This is a genomic window from Paenibacillus sp. FSL M8-0334 (assembly GCF_038000405.1).
In the GTDB taxonomy this organism is placed as follows: Bacteria; Bacillota; Bacilli; order Paenibacillales; family Paenibacillaceae; genus Paenibacillus_AQ; species Paenibacillus_AQ campinasensis.
On record NZ_JBBOCH010000002.1, the window covers coordinates 1,178,968 to 1,192,350 of the forward strand.

The window sequence follows — 13,383 nt, forward strand, 5'->3', positions numbered from 1 at the left end:
TTGGAGGCGCCAGCCGCTTTACGAGCCGTGCCTTTTGCTGTACATTTTACCTGCAGCTGTATTTTACTTATGCCGATAACGCGATGGTCGCGGGAGCGCTGCGGGGCATCGACGTTTTATTTATGGGAGGAACACGATTGATATGTCGAAGGATGCCAACAACAAACAATTTGTGACTGAGATAACGCCGCAAGGGGAGGATTTCTCCCGCTGGTATATCGACGTTATTAAGAAAGCCGATCTGATGGACTACTCTCCGGTTCGGGGCTGCATGGTATTCAAGCCGGACGGTTACGAAATATGGGAGCATATCCAGCAGGAGCTTGACCGCCGTTTCAAGGAAACCGGTCATCGCAACGCGTATTTCCCGCTGTTCATTCCGGAAAGCTTCTTCCAGAAAGAGAAAGAGCATGTCGAGGGCTTTAATCCTGAGCTTCCGTGGGTAACCGAGGCAGCAGGGGAGAAGCTGGAGGAGCGCCTGGCGATCCGCCCAACCTCGGAAACGATGATTGGTCATATGTATTCGAAATGGATCCAATCCTATCGTGATCTCCCGGTTCTCATTAACCAGTGGGCAAATGTGGTGCGCTGGGAGAAGCGTACGCTGCCATTCCTGCGCACAAGCGAGTTTCTATGGCAGGAAGGGCATACCGCTCACGAGACCGAAACAGAAGCGAGAGCGGAAACGATGCAAATGCTGGACATCTACGCTGACTTTGTAGAGAACTATCTGGCGATTCCGATCATTAAAGGGCAGAAGACGCCTTCCGAGAAGTTTGCGGGTGCGGTGGATACCTATTCCATCGAAGCGATGATGAAGGATGGACGAGCCGTTCAGGCAGGAACGTCCCATTATATGGGCACGAATTTCGCCGAGGCTTTTGAAATCCAGTATTTAAGCCGTGATAACACGCTCGAATTTGCACACACCACTTCATGGGGGGTCAGCACACGCCTCATCGGCTCCCTGATTATGGTTCACGGGGATGATCGCGGGCTCGTATTGCCGCCGAAGGTCGCTCCAACGCAGGTGATCATGATTCCGATCGGCCCGCCGAAGACGCGTGATGCCGTTGTCGGGCGTACGGACGAGCTGTTCCGTGAGCTGAAATCGGCCGGAATCCGGGTGCGTGTTGACGACAATCCGGACGTTCGTCCGGGCTGGAAGTTCAATGAATATGAAATGCGGGGCGTGCCGGTTCGTCTGGAGATTGGTCCGCGCGATATGGAGAACGGCGTATGCGTTCTGGTATCCCGGATCACCGGAGAGAAGAAGATCGTTCAGCAGGCGAACCTGGTGGAAGAGGTTCAGGCGATGCTTGAGCAGGTGCATCAGGAGATGTACGACCGTGCGAAGCAGTTCATGGAAGATCACTTCTATTCCGTAAATACGCTGGATGAGATGAAGGCAAGCATGGAAGAGCAGCGCGGATTTACGCTGGCTGGCTGGTGCGGCTCCGAGGCTTGCGAGGACACGGTCAAGCAGGAGACCGGTGCGACGAGCCGAAACATTCCGTTTGAACCAGGCGAGAAGAAAACAACATGTCTCGTGTGCGGCGATGCAGCGAAGCATACCGTATTGTTTGCAAGAGCGTACTAAGGATCAGTGTATGGATTCATTGATCTTGTTCGTCCCGATCACACGGGTTCAATCATTGAATCTTTAAGAAGACTAGCATTCGGAGCTGGCTTCCGGATGGCAGTATGACTTTACGCTCTGTGGCAACAGGAGTAATAGGCGGCTGCCGACGGAAGCCTTTTTCATTCATATCTTTCGTTTGAAGTTTTAGGTTATGCGGGGGGAGGAAGCCATGGGCACACAGGAAGAGAAAAGGAAGCGATTTGAACTGCTGATGAAGCAGGGAGAAGTCCCGGCCAGTCTGGTGGAACCCTATTTCCTGGACGGCTGGATTGAGAAGGTGGAAATCAGCCGCGCCAGCAAGGATTGGAAGATCACGATTCATAAGGAAAAGCTGGTTCCGGGTGAAGTCTACCGGACCTTCTGTCTGAGAATTCAGGAGAAGATGAACCACATTGCCAAGATCAGCTTTGTGTTCAAATATGGAGGCCAAGTTCATGAGGCCGACATCGTTCAAGAATATTGGGGATTGTTTCTTGAATGGGTTCACCGCGAGATCCCATCGGTCAACGGCTGGATGGCCAGAGCGCGATATGAGGTCCATGAAGGGCTGTTGACGCTGACGATGTCGGATGGCATGTCGCTTGAGCTTGCCCGCAAGAAGCAGATCGATCAGGCGATCACACGCTTTTTTGGCAAGTACTTCGAGCTGGATCTCAGGGTGAAGATGCAGGTTGGCGTAAGTGATGTGGCTGCCATGGAAGAGTTTGAGCAGCGCAAACGCCAGGAAGAGCGGGAAGTGATTGAGGCGCTCATGAGCAGCCTGGAGGCCGAGAGCTTGGCCGAAGAGCAGGAAGAGGGCGAGGTCCGCCTGCAGGTCGGTTATGAGATCAAGGAGCAGCCTGTACCGATTCAGGAAATTCAGGATGAAGAGAAGAAAATTACGATTCAAGGCACGATATTCGGGCTGGATCAGAAGGAACTCCGGAACGGAAGCACACTGTTTATGTTTAACTTGACGGATTTCACCGATTCGCTGCAGATGAAGATGTTTGCCAAGACGAAGGATGATCTGAAGGTGCTTGGCCAGCTGGCGAATGGCAAATGGGTCAAAGCGCGCGGACGAGTGGAGTATGACCGCTTTATGCAGGTGCCTGAGCTGGTGATGATCCCTTCCGATCTGGTTGAAGTTCAGGCTCCGCCTTCCCGCAAAGACAACGCCCCTGAGAAACGGGTGGAATTCCATCTCCATACAACGATGAGCACGATGGATGCCGTAACCCCGATTGACCGGTACATCAAAACAGCTGCAAGCTGGGGGCACAAAGCGATCGCCGTCAGCGATCACGGGGGCGTGCAGTCCTACCCGGATGCGGCCAAACACGCGAAGAAGAACGGCATCAAGATGATGTATGGTCTTGAGGCCAACGTGGTTAACGATGCGGTCAACATAGTCGAGAATGCCAAGCCGCTGGAACTGAGCAGCGCGACGTTTGTTGTTTTTGATATCGAGACGACGGGTCTGTCGATCACAGCGAACAAAATTATCGAGATCGCCGCTGTCAAAATGCAGGAGGGTAAGGAGATCGACCGGTACGCGACCTTTGTCAACCCGCATGAACGAATTCCGTACCATATTCAGCAGCTCACGAACATTAACGATGAGATGGTGAAGGATGCACCGGAGCTGGAAGATGTGATGAAGGAGTTTGTAGCATTCGTCGGCGATGCGGTGCTTGTTGCCCACAATGCCCGGTTCGACGTTGGCTTCATTCAGGCGTCGCTGAAAAATCTGGGCATGGAGACGCTCGACAACCCGTATCTCGATACGGTGGAGCTGGCTCGCCTCCTGCATCCAGGCATGAAAAACCACCGGTTGAACACGCTGGCAGACAAATACAAGGTTGCACTGGAAAGCCATCACCGGGCGATTGACGATACCGTTGCCTTGGCCGGCATTCTGAACGGGTTGCTGGCTGATGCCGAGAAGATGAAAGGGATCAAAATGCTGGACCGGCTGAACGACTATGTCGGTACAGATCTGTCCAATGCACGTCCGTTCCATTGCGGCATTTACGCCTTGAATATGACGGGCAAGAAGAACTTGTACAAGCTGGTGTCCATGTCCCATACGGAATATTTCAGGCGCGTGCCTTGCATTCCGAAATCGAGGCTGCAGGAGATGCGCGAGGGGCTGCTCATTCTGTCCGGCTGCGAGAAAGGCGAGTTCTTCGAAACGGTGCTCAACAAGACGGAGGAGGAGGCCGAAGAGGTCGCCCAGTTCTATGATGTGCTTGAAATACAGCCGCTGACGATGTACATGCATCTGGTAGACAAAGGCCTTGTCGGCAGTCCGGAGGAAATCAAAACGGCCCTTCACAAAGTTGTCCGCATCGGCGAGAAGCTGGACAAGCCGGTCATCGCGACAGGCAATGTGCATTATCTGGAGCCGCGGGACAAGCTGTTCCGGGATATTACGATTCACGGGATAACCGGCTTTAGCCCGCTTAAGGATATTCGCAAGCCGGATGCCCACTTTCGCACGACAGAGGAAATGCTGGCCGAGTTCGAATTTCTGGGCGAGGACAAATGCTACGAGGTCGTCGTGAAGAACACGAGCGAACTGGCCGACCGCTTCGAGGAGCTGGAGCTGTTCCCGGATAAACTGTTCACGCCGATTCTTGACGGAGCGGATGAAGAGATCCGCAACACCTGTTATGAGACGGCAAAATCCATCTATGGCGAGCCGCTGCCTGAAGTGGTGGTCGCCCGGCTGGAAAAAGAGCTGGAGCCGATTATCAAATACGGCTTCTCGGCCAACTATCTGATCTCCGAGCGTCTGGTTAAAAAATCGAACCGGGACGGGTATCTGGTAGGGTCACGGGGGTCTGTTGGCTCCTCTGTCGTCGCAACGTTCCTCGGCATCTCCGAGGTCAACCCGCTGCCTGCGCACTACATATGCCTCAATCCGGAGTGCAAGCACAGCGAGTGGTTCCTTGACGGCAGTGTGCCGAGCGGATTTGACCTTCCCGACAAGTCGTGTCCGGACTGCGGACAGATGATGAAGGGGGAAGGCCAGGATATTCCGTTCGAAACGTTCCTTGGCTTCAAGGGGGACAAGGTTCCGGATATCGATCTGAACTTCTCCGGGGAATATCAGCCGCACGCGCACAATTTCACGAAAGAAATGTTCGGGGAGAAAAACGTGTTCCGGGCGGGAACGATCGGTACGGTTGCGGAAAAGACGGCGTTCGGCTTTGCCAAAAAGTATGAGGAAGATCATCACAAGCGCTGGCGCGGGGCGGAGCTGAGCCGCCTGGCTGCCGGCTGTACCGGCGTCAAGCGGAGCACCGGTCAGCATCCGGGCGGTATTGTCGTCGTGCCGGATTACATCGAGGTCGAGGATATTACCCCTGTGCAGTATCCGGCCGATGATGTGAATGCGGAATGGAAGACCACGCATTTTGATTACCACGCGTTTGATGCGAACTTGCTCAAGCTGGATATTCTGGGGCACGATGATCCGACGATGATGCGGATGCTGCAGGACCTGACCGGAGTTGATCCGACTACGATCCCGATGAATGATCCGAAAGTCATGAGCATGTTCAACTCGACCGAGGCGCTCGGCGTCACGCCGGAGCAGATTCGTTCCCCGGTTGCCACCTACGGCGTGCCGGAGATGGGCACGAAGTTCGTGCGCCAGATGCTGGTGGAATCGCAGCCGTCCAGCTTTGCGGACTTGCTGCAAATATCCGGTCTGTCTCACGGAACCGGCGTATGGCTTGGCAATGCGCAGGAACTGATCAAGAACGGCACCTGCAACATCAAGACCGTGATCGGTTGCCGCGACGACATCATGCTGTTCCTGATTTATAAAGCCGGGATGGACGCAAGCCTGGCGTTTAAAATTACCGAGAGCGTGCGTAAAGGCAAGGGGCTTACCCCGGAATGGATCGAGGAGATGAAACGCTGCAAAGTTCCGCAGTGGTATATCGATTCCTGTCTCAAGATCCAGTACATGTTCCCGAAGGCGCACGCCGCGGCCTACGTTATTTCGGCGGTACGGACAGCCTATTTCAAGCTGTACCATCCGATTGAATACTATGCGACCTACTTCTCGGTTCGGGCTGAGGACTTCGATATCGAGCTGTGCTGCCAAGGTTATGATGCGATATATCGCCGGATCGAGGAGATCGAGCAGATGGGCTTCTCGGCCAGCGCCAAGGAAAAGGGGATGCTGCCGATTCTGGAGATGGCCCTTGAGATGACGGCACGCGGTTTCTCGTTCAAGTCCATCGACCTGTATCGGTCCGACGCAGTCAAATTCATTGTGGACGGCGACTCGCTCATCCCGCCATTCTCCGCGCTGCAAGGCATCGGGGAGAACGCGGCCCGCAACATCGCTGCCGCTCGCGAGTACGGGGAATTCCTGTCCGTTGAAGATTTCCAGCAAAAGGCGAAGGCGAGTAAAACCGCCGTGGAGCTTTTATCGCAGATGGGCTGCTTCCGCGGATTGCCGGAAAGCAACCAGCTGTCGCTGTTTTAATGAACGAGGCGTAAGCCGCCGCTTCCTGCTTTTCGGAGCGGCTTGACAGTCAAGGAGTCATACTTGTCACTATTACCAGACTATGTTATAATTTTTTTGGTAATCATGGAGATAAAACCGTTGTGTAAAGAGTGGGGCGACCCACTCTTTACTCTTTGGTATATAGGAAAAGAAAGTTGGAGGTTATGTTCTTTGAGCACACCGAAGATTAAAACGACTGTGGAAGAAATGGTGCAGCCATACTTGGACGAACACGGCTTTGAATTGGTAGATGTGGAATATGTGAAAGAAGGCAGCAGCTGGTTTCTGCGTGTGTTTGTGGACAAAGAAGGCGGTATCGATATTGAGGATTGCGGCTTGATCAGCGAATATTTGAGCCAGAAGCTGGATGAGAACGATCCGATCCCGACAGCTTATTTTCTTGAGGTTTCTTCTCCAGGCGCAGAGCGTCCGCTCAAGAAGAAGGAGGACATTGTGAAGGCGGTCGGCAAGAACGTGTTCGTCACGCTGTACGAGCCGATCGATGGGCTGAAGGAATTTGAAGGCAAGCTGGAGTCCTTTGAGAATGAGGAGCTTGTTGTTCAGACGGCCAGAAAAAAACACGCTATTCCATATGCTAAAGTAGCCAGCGCCAGATTGGCCATCATTTTTTAAACGGAAGTTTTGAAAGGGGGAACCGATTTTCAATGAGTATGGATTTTATTGAGGCAATGAACGAGTTGGAGAGAGAGAAGGGCATAAGCAAGGACGTGCTGTTTGAAGCGATAGAAGCAGCGCTGATCTCGAGCTACAAGCGGAATTTTAACACCGCGCAAAACGTGCGGGTTGACATGAACCGCAACACCGGGGTAATCAAGGTGTTCGCCCGCAAGCTGATCGTGGAAGAGGTTCTGGATCCGCGCACGGAAATTTCTCTGCATGCGGCCCGCGAAATCAATCCTCATTTTCAGCTGGAGGATGTCGCGGAAATCGAGGTTACGCCGCGCGACTTCGGGCGCATTGCTGCGCAGACGGCGAAGCAGGTCGTAACCCAGCGCATCCGGGAAGCTGAGCGTGGACTGATCTACAGCGCCTTTATCGATAAGGAAGACGATATCGTAACCGGGACGCTGCAGCGCCAGGATTTGCGCAACATTTATATCGATCTGGGCAAGATCGAGGCTGCGCTGCCGCTGACTGAGCTGATGCCAAACGAGAAGTTCAAGCACGGAGACCGGATTAAGGCGTATATTACTAAGGTTGAAAATACGACCAAGGGACCTCAAATTATGCTGTCCCGCACACATCCAGGACTGCTTAAGCGTCTGTTCGAGCTTGAGGTGCCCGAAATTTTCGACGGCGTGGTGGAGATTCGTTCGGTTGCGCGCGAAGCGGGCTTCCGCTCCAAAATTGCGGTCTATTCGCGGAACGAGGAAGTCGATCCGGTTGGCTCCTGCGTCGGACCTAAGGGGATGCGCGTACAGACGATTGTCAACGAGCTGCGCGGAGAGAAGATTGATATCGTCCGCTATTCGGATAATGTCGAGGAATATGTAGCCAATGCGCTCAGCCCGTCCAAAGTGCTTGAGGTTCAAGTATTTGAGGACGAGAAGATGGCGCGGGTGATCGTTCCGGACTATCAGCTGTCGCTTGCGATCGGAATCAAAGGCCAGAACGCTCGTCTTGCGGCGAAGCTGACAGGCTGGAAAATCGATATTAAAAGCGAAAGCCAGGCGGAACAGGAATTTGGCAGACCGAGATCCCAAGCGGGAGAAATGCATCAGGATTCCGTCTCCGTCGACTAAAATCATAGCGTGACGGGGGGTTATCGTGTTGAAACAAAGAAAAGTACCGCTGCGCAAATGCGTGGCTTGTCAGGAAATGAAACCGAAGAAAGAGCTGATCCGGATCGTAAGAACCCCCGAGGAGGAGGTACTCATCGATCTGACCGGCAAAAAATCGGGCCGAGGGGCGTATCTGTGCGGCAACGTTTCCTGCTTCAAGCTGGCACATAAAAACAAGGCGCTTGACCGCGCCCTGAAGCATAATGTTAAGCCGGAAATTTACGAGCAGCTGGCCCAGGACTTCATCAAGGTTGAGGATGAATTTCTTGCGGCAAAGGACCGTGCCGATGATGAATAGAACGCTTTCTCGTCTGGGCCTGGCCATGCGCGCAGGCAAGGTGGTTACCGGAGATGAGGTTGTGCTGAAAGCAATCCGGTCTTCCGAAGCAAAATTGGTTATTCTGGCGGGTGACGCCTCAGATCTTACGAAAAAAAAGTTCCGCGACAAATGCGGTTCTTACAACATCCCTCTGGTAATCGGATTTGACCGGGACAGTCTCGGCACAAGTGTAGGAAAACCCGAAAGGGTTGTGCTGGCCATTACGGATCAAGGATTCGCAGAACTGATCTCCAAAGGTATGGAGACAATGTCGGAGGTGGAGTATATTGAGTAAACAGGAAAACAAGGATAATAAACTTCGTGTGTACGAATACGCGAAATCATTGAATATGAGCAGTAAAGAGATCATTACGATTCTCAAGCGTCTGGATATTCCGGTCAATAACCACATGAGTGTTATGGAAAATGATACGGTATCCAAGGTGGAGCAGTTCTTTAAGGACATCAAGTCTAGTGCAGCCGCCAAACGCGATACTGCAGAAGCTTCTCGCGGAGACAGCCGTAAGTCGGCATCGGTCGCGAGCAGCCAGGCAACGACCGGAGGCGGACAGGGCGGAGCGACCACTGTGCGCAGTGGAGATGGCAATGGCAGCCAGCGCTCCCAGAGCCGAGGACAAGGACAGCAGCCAAAAAAACAACAGGAAAAGCAGGTAGGTATGAATAATAGAAATCATCAAAATAACCAGAACTCTTCCAGCACCCAAAACGGAAGAAAAAGTCAGCCAGGCTCCCCACAGGGGCAGAACAACAATCGGAACAACGGACAAAGACCAGGCGCAGCGGTACAAACGACAGCGCGTCCGCAGAGCAATGGGCAGCCAAGCGGTTCCCGTCCACAGGGCGGCGGAAACAATAGCGGGACTCCAAATCGAAGCGGCGATCAGAACCGCAACAAAACCGGCGGCAACCAGAACCGTTCGGGCGGCGGCAAGCGCTTTGATGACAACCGCCAGGGAGGTTTCCGGAACAACAACCGCGGCGGCAGAAACAACCGCGGGCGGAATCAGAACAACCAGCCGCCTCGCGAGAAAATCGACAACACGCCGAAGAAAATTATCGTCCGCGGCAACATGACCGTCGGTGAGACGGCAAAGCTGCTTCATAAGGACGCTTCCGAAGTCATCAAGAAGCTGATTTTCCTCGGCGTGATGGCCACGATCAATCAGGAGCTCGACATCGAGACGATCCAGCTGCTTGCAGGAGAGTTCGGGGTTGAGGTAGAAGTGAAGATTCCGGTGGAAGAAGATCGGTTCGAGACGGTTGAGGAGAACGATGCGCCAGAGGATCTGCTTGAGCGTCCGCCAGTCGTCACCATTATGGGACACGTTGACCATGGTAAAACGACGCTGCTTGACGCAATCCGCTCCACCAATGTTACCGGGGGCGAAGCCGGAGGCATTACGCAGCATATCGGGGCTTACCAAGTCGAGATCAACAACAAGAAGATCACCTTCCTCGATACCCCGGGCCACGAAGCGTTTACGGCGATGCGTGCGCGCGGTGCGCAGGTGACGGATATTACGATTATCGTTGTGGCTGCGGATGACGGCGTGATGCCGCAGACGGTTGAGGCGATCAACCATGCGAAGGCAGCGGGACTGCCGATCATCGTAGCTGTCAACAAAATCGATAAACCGGATGCCAACCCGGATAAAGTCAAACAGGAACTGACCGAATATGAGCTTGTGCCTGAAGAGTGGGGCGGCGACACGATCTTTGTCAATGTCTCGGCGAAACAGCGCATGGGCCTTGAAGATCTGCTGGAGATGATTCTGCTCGTTGCCGAAGTGAACGAGTACAAAGCCAATCCGAATAAGCGCGCCCGCGGTACGGTCATCGAGGCCGAGCTGGATAAAGGCCGCGGTCCGGTAGCGCGGATTCTCGTTCAACACGGAACGCTCAAAGTCGGCGATGCCTTCGTGGCGGGCAACTGCTTCGGACGGATTCGTGCGATGGTGAACGATAAAGGCCGCCGTCTGAAAGAAGCCGGACCTTCGACGCCGGTAGAGATTACGGGTCTGACCGAAGTGCCGGGCGCCGGCGATCCATTCATGGTGTTTGAAGATGAGCGCAAAGCGCGTTCCATTGCCGAGAAACGGGCGGTAACACAGCGTCAATCCGAGCTGAACACCAACACAAGAGTGACGCTTGACGATCTGTTCAAGCACATTAAAGATGGCGAGATTAAAGATTTGAATGTCATCATCAAAGGGGACGTTCAAGGTTCTGTCGAGGCGCTCAAAGGCTCGCTGAACAAAATCGAAGTGGAAGGCGTGCGCGTGAAAATCATTCACAGCGGTGTCGGTGCCATTACGGAATCCGATATTATTTTGGCCGCAGCTTCCAATGCGATTGTGATCGGCTTTAACGTCCGTCCTGACGTTCAGGCGAAACAGACGGCAGAGCAAGAGAAGGTAGACATTCGTCTCCACCGGGTAATTTATAAGGTAATCGAGGAAATCGAGCAGGCGATGAAGGGCATGCTGGATCCGGAGTACAAGGAAACGGTTATCGGCCACGCCGAGGTGCGGAACACCTTTAAAGTGAGCAAGGTCGGAACGATTGCCGGCTGCATGGTCACTTCCGGTAAGATTGCGAGAAATGCTGAAGTCCGCCTAATTCGCGACGGCATTGTCGTTCACGAAGGCAAGATCGATTCCCTCAAGCGTTTCAAAGATGATGCAAAAGAAGTTGCTCAAGGTTATGAATGTGGGATTACCTTGGAAAACTATAGCGACGTCAAAGAAGGCGACGTCATTGAAGCCTTTATCATGGAAACGGTGGAGCGCTAATCAAAGAGGTGATCTAAATGGCGAAAATAAGAACAGGACGCGTAGGAGAACAGATCAAGAAGGAGCTTAGCCAGCTGATCCAGACGGAGATCAAGGATCCGAGAATCGGGTTCATTACGGTGACGGGCGTGGATGTAACCAATGATCTGTCCCAGGCGAAGGTGTACTTGAGCGTTCTCGGGGATGACGAGCAGAAAGCCGCTTCCTTGAAAGGGCTGGAGAAAGCCAGCGGTTTCCTGCGCTCGGAGCTGGGCAAGCGAATCCGCCTTCGCCATGTTCCGGAACTGCTTTTCAAGTTCGATGATTCGATTGCGTACGGCAGCCGGATTGAAAAGCTGCTGAATGAGATCGGCGAGAACGAAGAGAAGTAATCAGGTAGTTTGTTGTATAAAGGAGAGGGCGAATGCAGACCTATGAACAGGAGCTGCAGCAGGTGAAGTCATTCCTGCTGGAGCATGATGATTACTTGGTAGTGTCGCATGTTCAGCCCGATGGAGACGCAGTCAGTTCCACCCTAGCGGTGGGCTGGCTTCTCTCATGTCTGGGCAAAAAATTCGCAATGATGAACGAAGGGCCGATTCCGAAGCGGATGAGCGGGCTGTGGCATGCGGACGAGCTGATCAATCTGTCCGAGCAGCAGCCGGGGCGGAACTTCAAATTTGTCATTTGCGTCGATTGTGCGGATTTTGACCGAGTTGGGCGCACCAAGGAATGGTTTGCGGAGGATGCGCTGATCGTCAACATCGACCATCATCCGACCAATAACCGATACGGCGCCGTCAACGCTGTGAGATCTGATGCAGCAGCTACGGCGGAAATCTTGTATGATCTGTTACAGTTGTTTGATATCCGCTGGGATGCCGATATTGCAACTGCACTCTATACGGGATTGCTGACGGATACCGGGGGCTTCCGGTACTCGAATACTTCCCCGAAGGTGATGGGGATCGCTTCGGAACTGCTGTCTTATGGTGTGAACGGTCCGGAGCTAGCTGAATCGCTGCTGGAGGAGATGACGCTGCCGCAGATGCAGGTGCTTGTGCAGGCGCTGAATACACTCAGTCTGAGCGAGGATGGCAAGATCGCCTGGGTCTATGTGACGCCGGAGCATATGAAGCTGTGCGGCGCGATCAATGAAGATCTCGAAGGCATCGTCAATTATCCACGCAACATTCAAGGGGTGGAAGTCGGCATTTTGTTCAAGCAGCTGGAGAACGGAGGCGTTAAGGTCAGTCTGCGCTCCGCCGGCAAGGTGGACGTGGCTGCACTGGCTCAAAGCTTCGGCGGCGGCGGACATGTACGCGCGGCAGGCTGCAGAATGGAAGGGAATCTGGAGGAAGTCATAACCCGGATTGTTGAGCGGGTGAGACTCGCCTTATGAGTACGCTGGAAGGAATACTGGCAGTGAACAAGCCGGCTGGCTGGACCTCGCATGATGTGGTAGCCAAGGTACGCCGGATCGTGAAGATGAAACGGATCGGCCATGCCGGCACCCTTGACCCCCAGGTAACGGGCGTGCTTCCGCTGTGTCTAGGGCGAGCCACCCGGGTGCTGGAATATTTGCAGGAGCTGCCCAAGGAATACAAGGCGGTCATGCGGCTTGGTTATGCTACGGATACGGAGGATGTTACCGGAAATGTGCTGGAATCGGTAGATGAGGTTCATGTGACAAGAGAAGAGGCGGAGGAAGCGCTGCGTTCTTTTGTCGGGGAGATTTCCCAGGTGCCTCCGATGTATTCGGCCGTCAAGGTAGACGGGAAGCGGCTGTACGAGCTTGCAAGGGAAGGGAAAGTGGTTGAGCGCAAAAGCAGGAATGTGTTCATCCATGAAATCGAGATGACCGGCTTTGAAGCTGGGGATGCCGGCACCGATATCTCGTTTCGGGTGCTCTGCTCGAAAGGAACCTATATCCGCACGCTCTGCGTGGATATCGGGAAGGCGCTTGGCCTTCCATCGGTTATGGTCCAGCTTGAGCGAACCCGATCCGCTGGCGTTACGGCCGAGCAGTGCCTGTCGATTGAAGACATCGAACGGTTGATGTCCGAAGGCACGCTGGACGCTTATTTGATTCCGGTGGATGAGGCGATTTCTCATCTCCCGGCTCATCGTGTCGGAGAGGAGAAGGCGGAAGCGGCGCTTCGAGGGCAGCGGCTGTCCGCCAGAGTGGTTACTCCCCCGGTCCAGGATGAGCGTCCTGTTCGCTTGTATGATGGCAGCGGCAAGTTTTTGGGAATCTTTCAGAAGCAGGAAGAATCCGGGGCGATTGCGCCTGTAAAAGTGTTTTCCTAGAGATATATAGT

10 protein-coding genes are annotated in these 13,383 nt (G+C 53.7%); all 10 read left to right on the plus strand.

Features of this window, described 5'->3' with window-relative positions:
* Positions 1–142: 142 nt before the first annotated feature.
* The 10 genes from proS to truB all read left to right on the plus strand — a co-directional run bounded on the left by proS (position 143) and on the right by truB (position 13,372).
* Positions 143–1,600: a proline--tRNA ligase gene (gene proS / locus MKX64_RS19565; protein WP_095265704.1), complete on the plus strand. Its 1,458-nt coding sequence runs from the start codon at positions 143–145 to the stop codon at positions 1,598–1,600.
* A 211-nt stretch (positions 1,601–1,811) separates the two neighbouring features.
* Entirely contained in the window at positions 1,812–6,128 is a 4,317-nt protein-coding gene (locus tag MKX64_RS19570; protein WP_095265703.1) for a PolC-type DNA polymerase III, read from the plus strand.
* Positions 6,129–6,320: 192 nt separating this feature from the next.
* Positions 6,321–6,782, plus strand: coding sequence for a ribosome maturation factor RimP (rimP, locus tag MKX64_RS19575; RefSeq protein ID WP_095265702.1), 462 nt, complete (start codon positions 6,321–6,323; stop codon positions 6,780–6,782).
* A gap of 32 nt (positions 6,783–6,814) precedes the next feature.
* Complete coding sequence (nusA, locus tag MKX64_RS19580; protein WP_095265701.1) at positions 6,815–7,912, plus strand: transcription termination factor NusA; 1,098 nt, start codon at positions 6,815–6,817, stop codon at positions 7,910–7,912.
* Positions 7,913–7,940: 28 nt separating this feature from the next.
* On the plus strand, positions 7,941–8,249 hold the full coding sequence (gene rnpM / locus MKX64_RS19585) for an RNase P modulator RnpM (RefSeq protein ID WP_095265700.1): 309 nt from the start codon (positions 7,941–7,943) through the stop codon (positions 8,247–8,249).
* On the plus strand, positions 8,242–8,565 hold the full coding sequence (locus MKX64_RS19590; RefSeq protein ID WP_179292127.1) for a L7Ae/L30e/S12e/Gadd45 family ribosomal protein: 324 nt from the start codon (positions 8,242–8,244) through the stop codon (positions 8,563–8,565). Before rnpM ends, MKX64_RS19590 begins: the two co-directional genes overlap by 8 nt.
* Positions 8,558–11,083 (plus strand): translation initiation factor IF-2, encoded by a 2,526-nt coding sequence (gene infB, locus MKX64_RS19595; RefSeq protein ID WP_095265698.1) that lies wholly within the window; start codon positions 8,558–8,560, stop codon positions 11,081–11,083. Before MKX64_RS19590 ends, infB begins: the two co-directional genes overlap by 8 nt.
* Positions 11,084–11,100: 17 nt before the next feature.
* Positions 11,101–11,454, plus strand: a complete 354-nt coding sequence (gene rbfA, locus MKX64_RS19600) for a 30S ribosome-binding factor RbfA (RefSeq protein ID WP_095265697.1) — start codon at positions 11,101–11,103, stop codon at positions 11,452–11,454.
* 32 nt (positions 11,455–11,486) lie between these two features.
* On the plus strand, positions 11,487–12,464 hold the full coding sequence (locus tag MKX64_RS19605) for a DHH family phosphoesterase (protein WP_095397852.1): 978 nt from the start codon (positions 11,487–11,489) through the stop codon (positions 12,462–12,464).
* Positions 12,461–13,372: a tRNA pseudouridine(55) synthase TruB gene (truB, locus tag MKX64_RS19610; RefSeq protein WP_095265695.1), complete on the plus strand. Its 912-nt coding sequence runs from the start codon at positions 12,461–12,463 to the stop codon at positions 13,370–13,372. Before MKX64_RS19605 ends, truB begins: the two co-directional genes overlap by 4 nt.
* Positions 13,373–13,383 lie beyond the last annotated feature (11 nt).